Here is an 18,094-nt window from a genome sequence, read left to right as displayed (position 1 = left end):
CGAGCACATCCTCATCAGAATGAATGAAATCAAACTCGCCTTGTGTTAATGCTTTCTGATTTTCTCTTATCTAAATTAACTCTTGGTAATGGGCTTTCAAATCCAAGTCTTGCTCTTCTTCATCCCATGGCATCATTTCACGATAGTAACGGTCTTTCCATTCATTCACGAGGTTATGGTCTCCGCTTTGAGATAGACCCACTTCATCCCCGTAATAAACAATCGGTGCTCCCGGTAATGTGAATTGGATAGCCGCTGCGTTCTTCATAGTTTCTACATCTCCATCGGCTTCATAAATAAAGCGGGGCACATCAAGACTATCTAAGAATGTGGCTGGGACAAACTCTTCATCATACGTATCAAAAATGGTTTCTAATGAAGAACCGAATTCAGTCATGCTGTCTCCGTGGATCATCGCATCTGTAATGGCGGACTGTGTTGCAAAGTCAATGGCGCCGTCTAGTTTAGCTGTATAGGAAGTAATGGTATCGAGATCATCCCATACTTCTCCAAAAATAAAGGCATCAGGGTCATTTTGTTTAACCGCATGACGGAAATAAACCCAGAAGCTGTGGCTTGGACCTTTAGCATAATCTAAACGGAAGCCGTCGACACCAATTTCATCCCTCCAGAATGGTACAACGGTATCCAGCATGTAGTCTCTCGTTTCCTGATTGTCATTATTCAATTCCGGCAATTCCTGAATACCATAGAACGTCTCATATTCATTTGGCCAGTTCGTAAACGTAAACCAATCAAAGTACTCACTGTTTTCTCCATTTTCAACAGCATCTTGGAAGAAGTCATGTTGATTAGAAAAGTGGTTTGGCACAAGATCGTAAACTACTTTCATATTTCTTTCGTGAGCTAAACCGACTAACTCTTTCATTAATTCATTACTTCCAAAACGGTCATCTATGTTTAAGATATCGGTAGGGTGATAGCCGTGGGAATAAGGGCCCTCGAAAATAGGGGATACCCAGATGGTGTTCACACCTAGACTCTCAATATAATCAAGCTTCTCAATGACACCTTGTAAGTCTCCACCCATCCATCCTTTTAATCTTTTGTCTTCAGGTAAAGTAGGGTCTACAGAAGTATTGTTGCTTTCTTCCCCGTCATGAAAATGGTCGACAAATACTTGATAGATAATGGATTCTTTTGCTCAATCAGGCGACTGATAATCTTCTACATAGTAAGCAAATTCAGTAGCATCCTCAGTATTTAATTCATTATTATCTGCAAATTGGTACCCAATACTTTCGGAGTTCCAAACATCAATCTTTTATTTAACTCTTGTTTGGTTCTTTTGCTTTGAAATCGTTCCTTCAAAAATGGAGGTTTGTAAACCTTCATTATTCGTCTCTGTTTCTATCATTTCTAAAGAAGAGACTTGTCCATTATCCACTTCTCCGCGCTTACCACTTGGAGTAGATCCATCCGTCGTATAATAATAAATAGCGCCTTCATCGATTGGGCCATAATGCTCCACATTTACCTCAACGGTCGTTTAATCGGTTTGATCAGGTGTATAAGGATCGTGGTTAAAATCATGAGTGACTTCGTTAGCGACGGGAACAGTCTCCCAGGCTGTAACTTCATACTCATATACTCTATTATCTTTAGTAAAAACGGCTTCACGGTTGGTGTCAATTTCTTCTTTGTAAGATTTGCCGCCTAAACTGTACACATATTCCAATGTCTCTCCAACCTCACCTTTTACTTCAATCTCATAGGTACCCACCTACTTTCTCAAGCGGACTGACGGAATAATTGAAGTTATTTTTACTGGAGGCGACGGTAGGAGTCACCCAATCGGGTGTTCCTTCAGGCACTTTAAGCTGTAATGTTAAGCTGCCAGAAGATGTATCAGCAAGCTGAACATTTACGTTACGCTCACCACTTGGGTCAAAAGTGAACATATAATCACCATCCTGAGGCGGTGTAAATGTTAAATTGCTGCCTTTCATCCATGTTCCGTCATATACGTATTTAAACTCAATCGTCTTTCCACCCTCAAGCGCAATCGGCTGACTTACCCATTTGTCTTCCTCTTCGTTCTAAGTAAGTGGATTGTTGTTTGAATCCCAATCAAGGGAGTCTGCACTTCCACGAAGCACCACAGAATCATACGTGTTCTCGTAGGCATGCTACGATTGATGCAATCGGTTGCGCGAAAAAAGCCAATAAAAAAAGCAAACTTCCAATTGTAAAAAGATATTTCTTCAAAATAATATCCCTTCCTTCCGATTAGTGTAATCGTTTTCATAAGTAATAATTTCTCCAGTCCTGATGATCCAGCCATCGAGCGGCGAGAAGGGATTCGTAAATCCGGCTATGCCTTCTTTGTAAGCTCCCCATGATTGACCGAGTCCACCGACTTCAGAGAGTGCAAACGGAACGACGAGGAATAGGCCGAGGATTAATCATAATGTTTTGAGCTACGTCGGTGAGAGCAACTGACAACATACCACCGACAAATGTGTATGCGATTTTCTCACTAAGTAATGCGGAGATTTTTTGTGCTTTCAATACACTACAAAATAACCACAGATGAAGAAGTGTAGCTTTGAAAAAGACCAAGAAGTCCTCTGTACAAAAAATAAATACATAGATCAACAACTATTTTTCCAGTGAAGTGAAATTACCTCCTAAAGTATGGTATGCTAACTTATACGAATATGTTGGAACGAGGTGAAGGAATGGAAACCAAATATAGCATCGTCAAAAAATCGATCAAATCGAAAATATTAGATGGTACGTATGAGCCGCATCAAAAAATTCCCTCAGAAAGCGAAATGATGCAACAGTTTAATGTAAGTCGACATACGGTCAGGCTGGCGGTTGGGGAGCTTGTCAGCGAAGGCTGGCTCTATCGCGAGCAAGGGGCAGGGACTTTTTGTGCCGATCGTACAGAGAAGCAGAGAAAGGAATCCGGCTCAAGGAAAAACATCGCTATTGTAACGACGTATATCTCCGACTATATCTTCCCATCAATCATCCGCGGGGCTGAAGCGTACTTGAGTGAACAAGGCTATCATGTCACATTGTTCAATACAAACAATGATCATGAAAAAGAGAGAATTTATTTAGAAAAGATAATCACTCAAGGGTTTGATGGGGCGATTATTGAGCCTACCCAGAGTGCCTTTACGAATCCGAATATCAACTATTACTTGAACCTTGAGCGCCTTGATATCCCATACATCATGATCAATGCGTATTATGATGCGTTGGAGCCCGTAAGAGTCGTCGTGGACGATGAACGAGGGGCGTTCTTGCAGACGGAGCATTTGATCGAAAATGGCCATAAGGAGATCCTTGGATTTTTCAAGACCGATGATATGCAGGGAACTCTTAGGATGAAGGGCTACTTGAAAGCCCATCGGGAGTATGGAGTCCCGATCAATCCGAAGCATATTGTTTCCTATAATACCACGGAAAAACATACGAAGCCGATCGAAGAATTTAGAGGTTTCTTAAGCCACCAGAGGTCTTATCCGACCGCGGTTGTCTGCTATAACGATGAACTGGCCATGAAGTTGCTGCATGTCATTCGCGAGCATCAGCTTCGGGTCCCGGATGATATATCAATCATTGGATATGATAATTCCTTTTTGGCGGAAATGTCGGAAGTCAAGCTTACGTCTATTGAACACCCGAAATCAGATTTAGGAAAGACGGCTGGAAAGTTAATCTTAAGCATGATTAACCGGAAACAAATGAACAAAGGTGTGGGGGAAGAAGTGCAAAGCGTGATTTATTCCCCGGAATTGGTGCTGCGCCGATCGACTAAAAATATCAGCACGACAAGTAAAAGCTTACAAGATGCAACATAATGGATGGAAAGAAGAGTGCTATTCTAACGGATAGTGCTCTTCTTTATTTTTGATGTTCTTATAAGTATGAGTATATTCAAAATTGACTAAAAAATTTAACTTGTATGGATGAGTTAGTGTATGTATAATGATGTCAAAAGGAGGGAGAAACATGAAAGTAAAAACAATTCCTAACATTGACGTCCATACTACTCGAGGAGTTCCGCCTGATTTGCCATCTAGAGTGAACATTGTTATCGATGAAGAGGTAGAGGCAGATGTTGAGGTCAAATGGAACGCCGTGAAAGAACAGGACTTTCAAATACCTGGGAGCTTTAAAGTAGAAGGGACCATTCAGGACAAAGGTTACCCGAATCCGTTGATTGAACAAAGAGCGGACCCCTATATTTATCTCCATGAAGATGGTTTCTACTATTTCACAGCTTCACATCCGCTTTATGACCGCATTGTTTTGCGCAGAGCAAGTTCGATTGAAGGATTGCCTGATGCCGAGGAAGTGGTTGTTTGGGAAAAGCATGAGAGCGGCATTATGTCGGAACATATTTGGGCCCCTGAAATACACTTCATTGATGGCAAATGGTACATCTACTTTGCAGGTGGAGAAAAAGGGGATGTGTGGGCGATTCGCCCGTATGTTTTGGAAAATGATCATGCCAATCCATTAGAAGGCGAGTGGGTGGAAAAAGGACAGATCAATACGGACTTCCAAAGTTTTTCTTTAGATGCAACTACTTTCGAACATAATAGAAAGCGCTTTCTCGTATGGGCACAAAAAGTCCAAGAGGATACTATCTCTAATTTGTACATCTCAGAAATGGCCAACCCGTGGACCATAAAAGGGCCGCAAGTGCTACTAGCTGCCCCTGAGTATGAATGGGAAAAACAGGGGTTTGATGTCAATGAAGGCCCGGCAATGATCCGCCGAAATGGCCGCGTGTTTATCAGTTACTCTGGAAGTGCAACGGATGATCGATATGCGATGGGGCTGCTGGAGGCCGGCGAGAACAGTGATTTATTGGATCCTGCCTCATGGACCAAGCATCCGAAACCTGTTTTTGTATCCAGTAATGAGACTGAAGAGTACGGACCAGGGCACAACTCCTTTACAACAGATAAAGATGGCACCGATTTGCTTGTTTATCATGCCCGGCCATACAAGGATATTACAGGTAATCCGTTGTACGACTACAATCGTCATGCCCGCATTCAAAGAATGTTCTGGAAAAAAGATGGAACACCGTACTTTGGATATCCAGGTTTTCGTTTGGAAAACAGAAAAGTACGAGCAACCGTTCATGTCAAATAAGCCACAGGTTTTTTTAAAAAAAGAACATAATTCAAATAAAGGAGAGATTTCATGACACTGAAAAAAAGGTGGAGGAAAGGCTGGATTATAGCTGCCTTTGGCCTGGCTGCTTTGTTTGTATTTGCCGTGGGGAATGGGGTTGGAGTAGCGGAAAGTGATGCGTCTCCCCCTGAAGGGAAGATTGAGATGACTGGGGATATTGGGGATTATGTGCCAGGAGAAATTGATGACCCTGTTCACGATCCATCGATATTTAAGGATGGAGATACGTACTACGTGGTATCCACGGGAGCGTTGAGAACAACTGATGAGCCTGGTGGTATTTTTATCCGTAAATCAGAAGAAAACATTGGAGGCGAATGGGAAGCGATTGGTGAAATCCCCATACCTGAGTGGACAAAAGAATACAATGTTGCTCACCTGTGGGCGCCGCATGTTGTGAAGAAAGGCGACACCTTTTACCTTTATTATGCTGCATCTATTTTTGGTACGAACAACTCCGCTATTGGGGCTGCGAAAACGAAAACCCCGGGAGATGTGAATTCATGGAAAGATCTTGGTCCCGTATTAACATCTGAGCCAGGGGAGGTTAATTACAATGCTATTGACCCGATGGTAATAAAAGATAAAGGGAAATGGTGGATGGTCTTTGGCTCTTATTTCAGCGGGATTCATATGCAGGAACTGAAGAATATGACCGAACCGGTCGGGCCTGTCTATTCAATCGCAAGCCGAGAGCAGACGACGGAACATAATTCTGTCGAAGGGCCAACTGTGTTCAAAAAAGGGAAATATTATTATTTAGTGACTTCATGGGATCGCTGCTGTGCGGGATTAGATAGTACGTACAAGATGGCTATCGGACGCTCGGAATCCATTACCGGTCCTTATGTAGACAAAGAAGGTGTCCCTCTTTTAGAGGGAGGCGGAACGGTAATCTTAACGAGTGATGGGAACCAAGTCGGTCCAGGCGGGCAGGATTATATCAAAGATCGTGGCCGTGACTATTTGCTTCACCACTACTATGACGGCGATGCGGATGGAATCATTCGTATGCAAGTGAGAAGCTTGTCCTGGGAAGACGGCTGGCCGGTCCGGACGCAATAAGTGAATGGAAAAGACAGAAGTTTTTGAGAGGCTCCTGTCTTTTTTTTATACAACTTTTTAAAACTTATGGAGAACACATGAGCGTTGTCATATCTGGATTTTGATATGGAGTTAAATAAGTTTATTGGTTTTCTGTCTAGTCTCCTCTTGAACGTACGTACGAATTGATTTAATATAAAGTCAAACACCAATAAATATACGTATAAGTTGAAAGGAGTGTACTGGTAATGCTTGAAGATTTAAAGCAGCAAGTACTTGAGGCAAACAAAGATCTTCCCAAACATCATCTTGTCACATTTACATGGGGAAATGTAAGCGGTTTTAATCAAGAAAAGCAACTAGTGGTGATTAAACCGAGTGGAATACCTTACGAGGAGCTAACGCTGCAAGATTTAGTTGTGGTCGATCTTCAGGGGAATGTGGTGGAAGGAAACTTGAAACCATCATCAGATACACCGACACACGTAGCTCTATACCGGAAATATCCGTATCTAGGCGGCGTTGTACATACCCATTCGCCATGGGCAACGAGCTGGGCTCAGGCAGGAAGGGATATTCCTTGTCTGGGAACGACTCAGGGAGATTACTTTTATGGGGAGATTCCTTGTACGCGTAAACTAACTAATCAGGAAATTAATACGGATTATGAAGAGCAGACAGGAAACGTCATCATTGAAACATTTGAGAAGAGAGGGCTTCAGCCGGGTCAGGTTCCGGGTGTACTTGTCCATAGTCACGGCCCGTTTAATTGGGGACGTGATCCGAAAGGCGCGTTACACAATGCGGTTGTCTTAGAAGAGGTAGCGAAAATGGCCTTGCATACCTATCAAATCAATCCGGATACCCCTGAAATGGATCAAGCGTTATTGGATAAGCATTATTTGCGGAAACATGGTGTAAATGCATATTACGGTCAATGATTGGATGAGGAGGAACGTTGAATGTCAACAAAATATGCTATTGGAGTCGATTATGGGACAGAGTCAGGAAGAGCGGTATTAGTGTCACTGGCCAATGGGGAAGAGGTCTCCGACCATGTGACTCCTTATCGGCACGGTGTGATTGATGAACGGCTGCCCGGGACAAATGTTGAACTTGGGCATGAATGGGCGCTGCAGCACCCGAATGATTATATTGAAGTTCTAGAGCAATCGATTCCTGCTGTGATCAAAGCTTCTGGTGTGGATACTGAGAATATCATAGGTCTGGGGATTGATTTTACCGCCTGTACGATGCTCCCGATCGATGCAAAAGGCGTACCGCTATCGTATAGTGATCCTTGGAAAAACCATCCGCATGGCTGGGTGAAATTATGGAAGCACCATGCAGCCCAGGATGAGGCTAATAAGCTGAATGCCATCGCTGAACAGAGCGGGGAAGAATTTTTGAAACGGTATGGAGGAAAAATCTCCTCGGAATGGATGATCGCAAAAATCTGGCAAATTCTTGATGAAGCACCGGAAATCTATCAAGCTACTGATCAATTCGTAGAAGCGACAGACTGGGTTATCTCCCAGCTGACGGGCACCCTGCTTAGAAACAGCTGTACGGCTGGTTATAAATCGATATGGCATAAACAAGAGGGGTATCCAAGCAAAGATTTTTTTCAGGCATTGGATCCTCGCTTAGTAGATATAACAGCCACGAAGCTAAGAGGGGAAGTCGTCTCGTTAGGCACTAAGGCTGGCGGAGTAACGAAGGAAATGGCGAAAAGGACTGGTTTACTGGAAGGCACTCCTGTAGCAGTAGGAAATGTTGATGCTCATGCAGCTGTTCCCGCTGTTGGAGTGACATCACCCGGAAAAATGGTCATGGCTATGGGGACATCAATCTGCCATTTACTGCTTGGGGATAAAGAAAAACATGTCGAGGGCATGTGCGGTGTGGTAGAAGACGGGATTATCCCTGGGTTGTACGGATATGAAGCAGGACAGTCGGCAGTAGGAGATATCTTTGCCTGGTATGTCGACAATGGAATTCCATCCTCTGTGAAAGACGCTGCTCATGACCAAGGATTGAATGTTCATCAATATTTAGAACAAAAAGCTTCGAATTATTTGCCAGGGGAAACGGGCCTACTTGCTTTAGATTGGTGGAATGGCAACCGTTCTGTCCTTGTTGATACAGAATTAAGCGGGCTTCTCATCGGTGCCACGCTGCAAACTAAACCCGAAGAAATCTACCGGGCGCTTATTGAAGCAACCGCATTTGGCACAAGAAAAATTGTCGATGCCTTCCATCACAATGGTGTACCAGTAGAAGAATTGTATGCGTGCGGTGGCCTCCCGCAAAAGAACAAATTGCTGCTACAGATTTATGCAGATGTAACGAACCGGACGATCAAGGTTGCGGATTCCAAGCAAACACCGGCTCTTGGCGCAGCAATGTTTGGAGCGATCGCGGCCGGCAAAGAGCGAGGTGGATTTGATCATGTCGTTGATGCCGCTGAGCAAATGGCACGAATTAAAGAAGAAACGATTGAGCCGATTCCCGAGCACGTTGAAATCTATGAAGAATTATACAAGGAATATTCGACTCTTCATGACTACTTTGGCAGAGGAGAAAACCAAGTCATGAAACGATTGAAAGCGCTTAGAAATTCTGTGAATACCGGGAAGGGGAATTTTTATGTTAAAAACTAGGTCTTATGAATTTTGGTTTGTGACAGGGAGTCAGCACTTATACGGGGAGGAAGCACTACAAGAAGTAAAGGCTCACTCCGAAGAAATCGTAGATCAGTTGAATGAATCCCAGCACTTACCTTTTAAAATTGTCTTTAAGTCCGTCTTAACCTCGTCAGAAGAGATCTATAAAGTGATGGGGGAAGCAAATACGAATAAGCAGTGTGCGGGTTTAGTGACCTGGATGCACACCTTCTCCCCTGCAAAAATGTGGATTGCTGGTTTGAAGTCACTACAGAAGCCTATGCTTCATCTGCATACTCAATATAATCGGGAAGTGCCTTGGGACTCGATCAATATGGATTTTATGAACTTGAACCAATCGGCTCACGGAGATCGGGAGTTTGGATTTATGGTTTCCCGGCTGAATATCGCTCGCAAAGTGGTGGTAGGCCATTGGCAGGATGAGGATGTCGTCCAAAAAATTTCCGGCTGGATGAGGACATCAGTCGCTCATACCGAAGGCAAGAGCATTCGTGTTGCTCGTTTTGGGGATAACATGCGCCATGTAGCTGTAACCGATGGAGATAAAGTAGAAGCCCAAATGAAATTCGGCTGGACGGTTGATTATTTTGGCATTGGTGATTTAGTAGAGGAAATTAAAACAATTACCGAACAGGAAGTCGATGATTTATATCATACTTATACGGAATTGTATGAGCTTGATGGAGATAGAGAAAAGGTGCAAGAATCCATAAAAGAACAGGCCCGTATAGAGCTTGGTTTGAAGTCATTTCTATCTTCAAGAAATTACAACGCGTTTACGACCAATTTTGAAGACTTGCATGGTATGAAGCAGCTGCCGGGGTTAGCCGTGCAACGGTTGATGGCGGAGGGTTATGGTTTTGCCGGAGAAGGAGATTGGAAAACAGCTGCACTCTTAAGGATGATGAAGATTATGGCCGACAATAAAGGTACCTCCTTCATGGAAGATTATACGTACCATTTAGAAAAAGGAAAGGAAATGATTTTAGGCTCCCACATGCTGGAAGTGTGCCCGACTCTCTCCGCAACGAAACCTACCATAGTAGTTCATCCGTTAACAATGGGGGACCGGGAAGACCCTGCAAGACTCGTGTTCGATGGTCAAGGGGGAGAAGGCATCAATGTATCCCTTGTCGAAATGGGGGGCCGCTATCGAATGATAATTAACGAAGTGCAGGCTCATAAGCCAGAATTCAGCACTCCGAACCTGCCTGTAGCAAAGCTCATGTGGGAACCTAAACCATCGCTATCTCAGGCTACAGAAGCGTGGATTCATGCCGGAGGTGCTCATCACACGGTATTTTCCTTCCAGGTAACTACGGAACAATTATGCGATTTTGCCGACATGGCAGGTATCGAGTGTCTGGTGATTGATGAAGATTTGAATATGCGGCAGTTTCGCAATGAATTAAAGTGGAATCAAGCAGTATGGAGTTAATCGGTAAGGATTCGTGGGCAGCGGATCCCTTTTTTCCTCAATTAAAGACGGGGAGATATCGTGGTCTGAGGGTAGTTTGTTAAAATTTCTATATATACGTATAAGTTTTCGGATTTTTCAAAAAACTTATTGACCACTAATAAAGGAAGTGATACTATTTTACATAATCAATCTATCAAATGATTTTTAATTTTGTATACGCTATCATTTTCGGTGTTTTGGTCTTCAAGAAGAAAATTCAATAGGAACAGTATCAGCATTTCACTAACCTGGAGGGGGAAATAAGATGAAGAAAGGCTTGTTAGTTTTATTGTTTTCTCTTATGTCACTTGTATTGATCGCATGTGGAGGGGGAGATGAAGCTTCTGGAGAAGCGGAAGAAACAGAAGTCATTGGCGAAGACGTGGAAGGAGCAACGGAACTCACCTTTTGGACATTCGTTGGTCAGCACGTCGATTTATTTCGTGATTCAGCTGAGCGATGGAATGAAGAAAATCCGGATCGCCCCATTAAATTAGTAGCTGAAACTTATCCTTATGACCAAATGCATAACAATTTATTGCTGGCCTTACAATCCGGAAAGGGAGCACCAGACATCGTTGATATTGAGCAGAGCAAATATGCCAACTACATGCAAGGAGAACCGCAGCTTGAGCCCTTGAACGAATATGTGGAGCCAGTCTTGGAAGACTCTGTCTCATCCCGGTTCGAAATGTACGCAAAAGATGGAAATTATTACGGAGCTCCTACCCACGTCGGGGCCACGGTCATGTATTATAATAAAGAAATTATGGATCGAGCAGGTGTGGATATCGATTCAATTAAAACATGGGATGATTTCGTTGAAGCAGGTAAGAAAGTGGTAGAAAACACCGATGCTGTCATGTGGAATGTTGGTACGACCGATTACTTAATGGACTTCTTCCCGATGGTTTCGCAGCAAGAGTCCGATTTCTTCAACGAAAAGGGAGAAGTAACGCTTGATAATGAAACAAATGTTGATACGCTCCAGTTCCTTAGCGATGTCCTATACAAACATAATATTGCAGAATTAACTCCAGGTGGTATGAATCAGACGGAAGAATTTTATGGATATATGAATGAAGGAAATGCAGCTACAGTCTTAGCACCACTTTGGTATATGGGTCGTTTTATCGATAATATGCCTGACTTGAAAGAGAAGATGGTGATTCGTCCGCTCCCTGCTTGGGAAGAAGGCGGAGACCGAACGGCTGGTATGGGAGGAACAGGTACGGTCGTCACGAACCAAACGGAAGAAGCAGAGCTTGCTAAAGAATTTCTGGCTTTCACTAAGCTTTCAGAAGAAGGAAATGTGAACTTGTGGCAAGTCCTTGGTTTTGATCCTCCTCGCTGGGGTGTATGGGAAAGCGATGCTGTTAAACAAGACAACAAATATTATGATTACTTTGGGGAAGGCATCTTTGATATGCTGCTTGATATCAAAGATGAAATTAACGAAATCCAATTAACAGAAAATACCCCAGATGTAGCGACAGAGTACAATACAAATGTCGCTGAAAATGTATTGAGACAGCAATCTCAATCACCTGAGGAAGCATTGAATGAAGCAGCCGATAAAATAAGAGACATGAAATAAAAAGAAGGAGCGGCATGGAGTGATTCTCCCTTGCCGCTTTCCTTATGTCAAGACCGGTAAATAATTCAGATTATTCTATAAAATAGCTAAAACTTATTGAAAACGGATCCAAAGTTAGCTATACTCTTAACTAACAGCTTATACGTACATCTTTTGTTAATTGATAGGTTGATAGTTAAGATGTTCGTATATCAAGAAAGCTAAGTAAATATTGCTAATATTGGAAGCGCATACAGGAAGGTGAAAAATTACAGTAGGAGTGATTATTTATGTCTCAACCTTTAAAAGCGACGATGATACTTGATAAAAGTTATCAAATCGCACCCGTAGATGAAAGAATTTATGGATCATTCATTGAACATTTAGGAAGAGCCGTATATGGAGGGATTTACGAACCGGGTCATCCCGAAGCCGATGAACAAGGGTTTCGTAAAGATGTAATCAATCTAGTGAAGCAACTTCAGGTTCCAATCGTTCGGTATCCGGGCGGAAATATGGTATCTGCTTACAATTGGGAAGATGGGGTCGGTCCAAAAGAAGAGCGCCCACGCCGGCTGGAGCTCGCTTGGCGGACGATCGAAACCAACCAAGTTGGAACAAATGAATTTGCTGATTGGGCTAAAAAAGTAAATGCAGAAGTGATGATGGCTGTAAACCTTGGGACAAGAGGTATTGATGCGGCAAGAAACCTTATTGAATATACGAATCACCCTAAAGGAACTTACTGGAGTGAGCTTCGCAGATCTCATGGGTATGATCAACCGCATAACATAAAAACATGGTGCCTGGGCAATGAAATGGATGGGCCTTGGCAGGTGGGGCAAAAGACAGCTCAAGAATATGGGAAAATTGCTAAAGAAGCAGGGAAAGCTATGAAACTGGTAGACCCGACCATTGAACTAGTGGCTTGTGGCAGTTCAAACACGGACATGCCGACATTCCCTGAGTATGAGGCGACAACTTTAGATATCGCCTATGAAGAGGTGGATTTCATATCTCTCCACCAATACTATGGCAACCGTACCAACGATCCTGCCAATTACTTAGCGAAAAACTTGGACATGGATCATTTTATCAAAACCGTCACCGCCACCTGCGATTACATTAAGGCGAAACATCGTAGTAAAAAAACCATTAACCTAAGTTTTGATGAGTGGAATGTCTGGTATCACTCCAACGAAGCAGACAAGCAAATAGAGCCGTGGTCGGTAGCACCTCCACAGCTGGAAGATGTGTATAATTTTGAGGATGCCCTTCTTGTAGGCAGTATGCTAATTACCTTTTTACAGCACGCCGATCGGGTGAAAATGGCTTGTATGGCTCAACTCGTTAACGTTATCGCTCCAATTATGACCGAGAATAGTGGACGTTCATGGAAGCAAACCATCTATTATCCCTATCTGCACACATCTATTTACGGCAGGGGAGTCGCATTAAAGCCAATCTTATCTTCTCCAAAGTATGATAGCAAAGATTTTACTGATGTTCCTTATGTAGATAGTGCCGCTGTCTTTAACGAAGAGGAAGAAGAAGTTTCAATCTTTATTGTCAATAAACATTTACAAGAGTCGATCGACTTAACTGTCGACCTGCGCAGCTTTGAAGGCTATCAACTACAAGGGCATGTGGTATTAGAGCATGAGAATTTGAAAGCCGTCAATACATCAGCAGAGGAATCAGTGAAACCCCATTCCCATGGAGCTTCTGAGGTTCAGGGTGGATACTTGACTACGCGGTTGTCTAAAACGTCCTGGAATGTTATTCGCTTAAAGAAATCATAACGTTTCTATTAGTTGGAAGAAATGAGCTATTTACTTAGGAGGAGAGGTTCCTATGAACACAATGTCTAATACCGGTGCAAGAGTGCGTTCGAAGACCAAAAGAGAGTCCAGCAAGGTTATGAGTTTCTTAAACTCCAAAAAAGTCGTGCCTTATCTTTTTGTTACACCGTTCATCCTTTCTTTTCTGGTTTTAACTCTCTACCCTGCCATTCAGGGAATCATAATGAGTTTCCAAAGTGTTCTACCGGGTCAAGTGGAGTTCATCGGGATGCAGAACTATACTAGGGTTCCGAATGGCACCTTTTATAAAGCTTTGACTAATACGACGGTCTATGTCATTTTGACTGTCATTATTTTGACGTTTATCCCGATGCTTCTGGCAGTGTTTTTAAATTCAAAAGTTATAAAACTTAAGACTTTATTTCGAGCATCGTTATTTGTGCCAGCGTTAACCTCTACAATTGTCGGTGGTATGATTTTTCGTTTGATGTTCGGTGAGCAGGAAACAGCAGCAGCGAACCAATTTATTAGTTTCCTTGGCTTTGATCCTGTCAACTGGCGATTCACACCCTGGTCTGGAATGCTATTAATGGTTTTATTAGCTTCCTGGCGATGGATTGGAGTTAACTTGCTTTACTTTTTAGCCGCCCTGCAAAACGTTCCTGAGGAGCTATACGAAGCAGCTGATATTGACGGTGCTTCTCGGTTCCAAAAGCTGTGGTACATCACGTTGCCTCAATTAAAGCCGATCATTATTTTCGTAAGTACGATTACAATCATTAACGGTTTCAGGATGTTTGAAGAAAGCTTTGTATTTTGGGAAGCCGGGTCACCAGGCAATATCGGCCTGACGGTAGTTGGTTATATTTACCAGCAGGGCATTCAGCAGAATGATATGGGATTCGGTGCCGCAGTTGGAGTTGTTCTAATGTTAATTATTTTCGTAGTCAGCTTCATTTACCTTATTATGACTGGCACCTTTAAGAAGGAGGGAGCGTAAATGAAGAATGAGAAAAATAAAGGCTTTGTTTGGTTTGCAAATGGAGCGTTTGCGCTTATTTCTTTGATTGCTTTATTCCCGATCATTAGTTTATTGATTTCGTCTTTTATGCCTTCCTCTGTTTTAATGAGAAACGGCATCACCTTTAGCATTGATACAGAACTATTAGGTTTTGATAATTATACGTACATCTTCACTCAATCTGGTGAATATTGGGCATGGTACGGCAACAGTTTGATTATCTCAGCTATAACAATCATTCTCTCCTTGTTCTTCTCATCGATGGTAGGGTATGCATTAGCAATGTACAACTTTAAGGGAGGAAACTTTTTCTTTGTCCTTGTGCTGTTCATTCTGATGGTTCCCTTTGAGATTCTAATGCTCCCGCTTTACCAGCTGATGATTGATACGCAATTGATCAACACTTATTTTGCTGTGGTACTTCCTATGATTGTGGCACCGGTAGCTGTCTTTTTCTTCAGGCAATATGCGTTAGGACTTCCTAAAGAATTAATGGATGCAGCGAGAATCGATGGGGCGACAGAGTATGGGATTTTCTTCAGAATTATGCTTCCTCTCATGGGCCCTTCTCTTGCGGCGATGGCCATACTTCAAGGTTTGGCAAGCTGGAACAATTTCTTGTGGCCGCTATTAGTGCTCAGATCGAATGATATGTTTACACTGCCGATTGGTTTAGCTACCTTACTGACTCCTTACGGCAACAATTACGACGTCTTAATTGCTGGCTCTGTTATGACCATCATTCCGATTATCTTATTATTTATTTTCTTCCAGCGGTACTTTGTTTCAGGTCTGACCGTCGGGGGAGTAAAAGGTTAACTATAACCGGGCTCTGAATGAGAGTCCGGTTATTTTCTAATCGAAGGTTTGTATTATAATAAAGTTTGACTGTAAACAAAAGGGGGGCTGTAAGAATGAATGCAAATGGCCTGGTTTCTAAGTTGAATGAATATTTAAGATGGATGACACGACTAGCGGGGTTAAATGCTCTGTTTCTCATAGGCATGCTTGCGGGGGTGGTATTATTCGGTCTTTTTCCCTCCATATACGCAAGCCTCGGTCTGGCAAAAAAATGGTTTAGCGGTAACACAGCTGTGCCGCTTTGGCGTACATATTGGCAGCTGTATAAGCAGGAATGGAAAACCGCTAACCTCACGGGGATGCTGCTATCAATAACCGGCGGGATTTTATATATCAACTATCTCCTTCTTAAATCCGTGGAGGGCTCGATATTTTTCCTCGTCCCTTTTGCTTTTATAGCCCTTGTCTTTTTGTTCGGGTTGGTCGTTCTTTGGGTTTTCCCACTGATGGTTTATTACAAAGCATCCCTCCAGCAGCATATGAAAAATGCGTTCATCTTGGGTCTGACTAAAATCCATCTGTCATTCGGAATGGCCGTGGTTTGGTTCGCAGTAGGATATTATTCCTTAAAGCTTCCTTCGTTGATCCCCTTCTTTTCTTTCGCCTTGCTCTTTCTGGGCTGGATGTGGCTTGCTTATCAAGTGCTTGCGAAAATCAGAACCAATCCTACCGCTCATAAAAAAGCTGTCTGATCTCTACCGTTTAGGAGACAGACAGCTTTTTTATTCAAAACTTTCTGAATGATTATTGACAAATAGGAATTAGTTCCTTACTCTAAATATACGTACAAGTTATTTATATGAGCCTTTATAAAGTCATCATATACGATTAAGTTGAGTTGGCTGTAACGTTTAACTTCAAGCGCATTTAATGGTTTTAAAGTGAAAAATAATCGAAGAGGTGGATTGAATGGGAAATCGAATTGTACTAAATACAGACATCTCCAAAGGCAGAATCAACCGCAATATTTATGGACATTTTGCCGAGCATTTAGGCCGTTGTATATATGAAGGAATTTGGGTGGGGGAAGCTTCCTCCATTGCCAACCAGAACGGTATTCGTACAGATGTTTTGGAAGCGCTTCGAAACATTAATATTCCTGTCCTTCGCTGGCCGGGCGGCTGCTTCGCTGATGAATATCACTGGAAAGACGGCGTAGGGCAAAAGGAAGGTCGAAAGCGAATGGTCAATACGCATTGGGGCGGGGTTATCGAGAATAACCAATTTGGCACCCACGAATTCATGATGCTCTGTGACCTTCTAGGAGCCGAGCCGTATATCTCCGGGAATGTCGGCAGCGGGACAGTGCAAGAAATGTCTGAGTGGGTCGAGTATATGACTTTCGATGGAGAATCTCCAATGGCAGACTGGAGAAAAGAAAACGGCAGAGAGGATCCGTGGAAGTTAACATATTTTGGTATTGGGAATGAAAATTGGGGATGCGGTGGTCATATGAGACCGCAATATTATGCCGACCTATACCGTCGTTTTCAAACCTACGTCAGAAACTATGGAGACAATACCATTTACAAAATAGCCTGCGGACCTAACATTGATGATTATAAATGGACAGAAGTGCTGATGAGAGAAGCTTCCGATTTAATGGACGGGTTGAGTCTCCATCATTATACATATCCAGGAGAATTTTGGAAGAAGAAAGGTTCCGCCACAGACTTTGACCAAAATGAATGGGATATCACGATGTCAAGAGCACTTTATATGGATGAATTAATTACAAAGCATTCCACGATTATGGATCATTATGATCCTGAAAAGCGTGTGGGCTTAATTGTTGACGAATGGGGAACATGGTTCGATGTTGTGCCTGGGACCAACCCTGGATTTCTATATCAGCAAAATACGATCAGAGATGCTTTAGTCGCAGGAGTTTCGTTAAACATTTTCAATCACCACTCCGATCGAGTTCAAATGGCAAATATAGCCCAGACGGTTAATGTGTTACAATCAATGATTCTCACAGAAGGGGAAAAAATGATTCTCACCCCGACTTATCATGTTTTTGACATGTACAAAGTGCATCAGGATGCAGAAACCCTTCCTATTGAAATAGAAACAGAACAGATTGTCAATGGAGATGTGAATATCCCTAAAATCCAGGCTTCGGCATCAATTGCTAAGGATGGAACCGTGAATATCAGTTTGTGTAACTTAGGTACACAGGAAGAGGCGGCTATTGAGATAGACCTCCGAGGAAAAAGCTACCATAATGCATCTGGAAGAATTCTCACCTCTGACCATATGAGCGATCATAATACCTTTGAAAAGCCGGAAAAAGTGAAACCACAGGACTTCCAAGGTTTCTCTATAGCGGAGAATCAATTAAAGGCAACCATGCCGGCAATGTCTGTCGTTCTATTATCCCTAAAATCTTAAACCATTGATTCAGTCTATGAGTGGGAGGTTCTCATAAACGGAACCAATAGATAGGAGGAAAAA

At 42.7% G+C, this 18,094-nt stretch carries 16 protein-coding genes; 12 read left to right on the top strand and 4 right to left on the bottom strand.

All coding sequences use genetic code 11. The features are described 5' to 3' along the window. Positions 1-70: 70 nt before the first annotated feature. The 4 genes from AC6CIB_RS21850 to AC6CIB_RS21835 all read right to left on the bottom strand — a co-directional run bounded on the left by AC6CIB_RS21850 (position 71) and on the right by AC6CIB_RS21835 (position 1,922). Positions 71-1,150 carry an alpha-amylase family glycosyl hydrolase gene (locus AC6CIB_RS21850; protein ID WP_498284316.1) on the bottom strand — a complete coding sequence of 360 codons (1,080 nt, stop codon included), beginning with the start codon at positions 1,148-1,150 and terminating at the stop codon, positions 71-73. A 135-nt stretch (positions 1,151-1,285) separates the two neighbouring features. Further along, positions 1,286-1,492, bottom strand: a complete 207-nt coding sequence (locus AC6CIB_RS21845) for a hypothetical protein (RefSeq protein WP_498284280.1) — start codon at positions 1,490-1,492, stop codon at positions 1,286-1,288. Positions 1,493-1,510: 18 nt separating this feature from the next. Then, a complete protein-coding gene (locus AC6CIB_RS21840) occupies positions 1,511-1,744 on the bottom strand; it encodes a hypothetical protein (protein ID WP_498284278.1) in 234 nt (77 codons plus the stop codon). Further along, entirely contained in the window at positions 1,731-1,922 is a 192-nt protein-coding gene (locus AC6CIB_RS21835) for a hypothetical protein (RefSeq protein WP_498284276.1), read from the bottom strand. Before AC6CIB_RS21835 ends, AC6CIB_RS21840 begins: the two co-directional genes overlap by 14 nt. Positions 1,923-2,702: 780 nt before the next feature. Between AC6CIB_RS21835 and AC6CIB_RS21830 the strand changes: the two genes are divergently transcribed. The 12 genes from AC6CIB_RS21830 (at position 2,703) to AC6CIB_RS21775 (ending at position 18,031) form a co-directional block, all read left to right on the top strand. After that, a complete protein-coding gene (locus tag AC6CIB_RS21830; protein ID WP_498284274.1) occupies positions 2,703-3,839 on the top strand; it encodes a GntR family transcriptional regulator in 1,137 nt (378 codons plus the stop codon). A gap of 151 nt (positions 3,840-3,990) precedes the next feature. Then, positions 3,991-5,145 carry a family 43 glycosylhydrolase gene (locus AC6CIB_RS21825; RefSeq protein ID WP_498284272.1) on the top strand — a complete coding sequence of 385 codons (1,155 nt, stop codon included), beginning with the start codon at positions 3,991-3,993 and terminating at the stop codon, positions 5,143-5,145. A gap of 51 nt (positions 5,146-5,196) precedes the next feature. Then, positions 5,197-6,252, top strand: a complete 1,056-nt coding sequence (locus tag AC6CIB_RS21820; RefSeq protein ID WP_498284270.1) for an arabinan endo-1,5-alpha-L-arabinosidase — start codon at positions 5,197-5,199, stop codon at positions 6,250-6,252. A 227-nt stretch (positions 6,253-6,479) separates the two neighbouring features. Next, positions 6,480-7,172: an L-ribulose-5-phosphate 4-epimerase gene (araD, locus tag AC6CIB_RS21815; protein ID WP_498284268.1), complete on the top strand. Its 693-nt coding sequence runs from the start codon at positions 6,480-6,482 to the stop codon at positions 7,170-7,172. 21 nt (positions 7,173-7,193) lie between these two features. Continuing rightward, complete coding sequence (locus AC6CIB_RS21810; RefSeq protein WP_498284266.1) at positions 7,194-8,894, top strand: ribulokinase; 1,701 nt, start codon at positions 7,194-7,196, stop codon at positions 8,892-8,894. After that, positions 8,881-10,356, top strand: a complete 1,476-nt coding sequence (gene araA, locus AC6CIB_RS21805) for an L-arabinose isomerase (RefSeq protein WP_498284264.1) — start codon at positions 8,881-8,883, stop codon at positions 10,354-10,356. Before AC6CIB_RS21810 ends, araA begins: the two co-directional genes overlap by 14 nt. A 286-nt stretch (positions 10,357-10,642) precedes the next feature. Then, a complete protein-coding gene (locus AC6CIB_RS21800) occupies positions 10,643-11,974 on the top strand; it encodes an ABC transporter substrate-binding protein (protein ID WP_498284262.1) in 1,332 nt (443 codons plus the stop codon). 269 nt (positions 11,975-12,243) lie between these two features. Further along, entirely contained in the window at positions 12,244-13,755 is a 1,512-nt protein-coding gene (arfA, locus tag AC6CIB_RS21795; RefSeq protein WP_498284260.1) for an arabinosylfuranosidase ArfA, read from the top strand. Between the two features lie 118 nt (positions 13,756-13,873). Further along, positions 13,874-14,755 carry a carbohydrate ABC transporter permease gene (locus tag AC6CIB_RS21790; RefSeq protein ID WP_498284314.1) on the top strand — a complete coding sequence of 294 codons (882 nt, stop codon included), beginning with the start codon at positions 13,874-13,876 and terminating at the stop codon, positions 14,753-14,755. Next, positions 14,756-15,595: a carbohydrate ABC transporter permease gene (locus tag AC6CIB_RS21785; RefSeq protein WP_498284258.1), complete on the top strand. Its 840-nt coding sequence runs from the start codon at positions 14,756-14,758 to the stop codon at positions 15,593-15,595. Between the two features lie 95 nt (positions 15,596-15,690). Beyond that, a complete protein-coding gene (locus AC6CIB_RS21780) occupies positions 15,691-16,329 on the top strand; it encodes a YesL family protein (RefSeq protein WP_498284256.1) in 639 nt (212 codons plus the stop codon). A gap of 217 nt (positions 16,330-16,546) precedes the next feature. Beyond that, on the top strand, positions 16,547-18,031 hold the full coding sequence (locus tag AC6CIB_RS21775; RefSeq protein WP_498284254.1) for an alpha-N-arabinofuranosidase: 1,485 nt from the start codon (positions 16,547-16,549) through the stop codon (positions 18,029-18,031). Positions 18,032-18,094 lie beyond the last annotated feature (63 nt).

This window comes from Rossellomorea sp. GQ25 (genome assembly GCF_059758515.1).
Note: the sequence above shows the minus strand (reverse complement) of the source record. Positions and strands in the feature narration are given on the sequence as shown.

Bases quoted from the DNA above. Each gene is read 5' to 3' on its own strand.
- AC6CIB_RS21835 (WP_498284276.1), bottom strand. From the start codon at position 1,922: ATGTTCACTTTTGACCCAAGTGGTGAGCGTAACGTAAATGTTCAGCTT.
- AC6CIB_RS21830 (WP_498284274.1), top strand. From the start codon at position 2,703: ATGGAAACCAAATATAGCATCGTCAAAAAATCGATCAAATCGAAAATA.
- AC6CIB_RS21825 (WP_498284272.1), top strand. From the start codon at position 3,991: ATGAAAGTAAAAACAATTCCTAACATTGACGTCCATACTACTCGAGGA.
- AC6CIB_RS21820 (WP_498284270.1), top strand. From the start codon at position 5,197: ATGACACTGAAAAAAAGGTGGAGGAAAGGCTGGATTATAGCTGCCTTT.
- araD (WP_498284268.1), top strand. From the start codon at position 6,480: ATGCTTGAAGATTTAAAGCAGCAAGTACTTGAGGCAAACAAAGATCTT.
- AC6CIB_RS21810 (WP_498284266.1), top strand. From the start codon at position 7,194: ATGTCAACAAAATATGCTATTGGAGTCGATTATGGGACAGAGTCAGGA.
- araA (WP_498284264.1), top strand. From the start codon at position 8,881: ATGTTAAAAACTAGGTCTTATGAATTTTGGTTTGTGACAGGGAGTCAG.
- AC6CIB_RS21800 (WP_498284262.1), top strand. From the start codon at position 10,643: ATGAAGAAAGGCTTGTTAGTTTTATTGTTTTCTCTTATGTCACTTGTA.
- arfA (WP_498284260.1), top strand. From the start codon at position 12,244: ATGTCTCAACCTTTAAAAGCGACGATGATACTTGATAAAAGTTATCAA.
- AC6CIB_RS21790 (WP_498284314.1), top strand. From the start codon at position 13,874: ATGAGTTTCTTAAACTCCAAAAAAGTCGTGCCTTATCTTTTTGTTACA.
- AC6CIB_RS21785 (WP_498284258.1), top strand. From the start codon at position 14,756: ATGAAGAATGAGAAAAATAAAGGCTTTGTTTGGTTTGCAAATGGAGCG.
- AC6CIB_RS21780 (WP_498284256.1), top strand. From the start codon at position 15,691: ATGAATGCAAATGGCCTGGTTTCTAAGTTGAATGAATATTTAAGATGG.
- AC6CIB_RS21775 (WP_498284254.1), top strand. From the start codon at position 16,547: ATGGGAAATCGAATTGTACTAAATACAGACATCTCCAAAGGCAGAATC.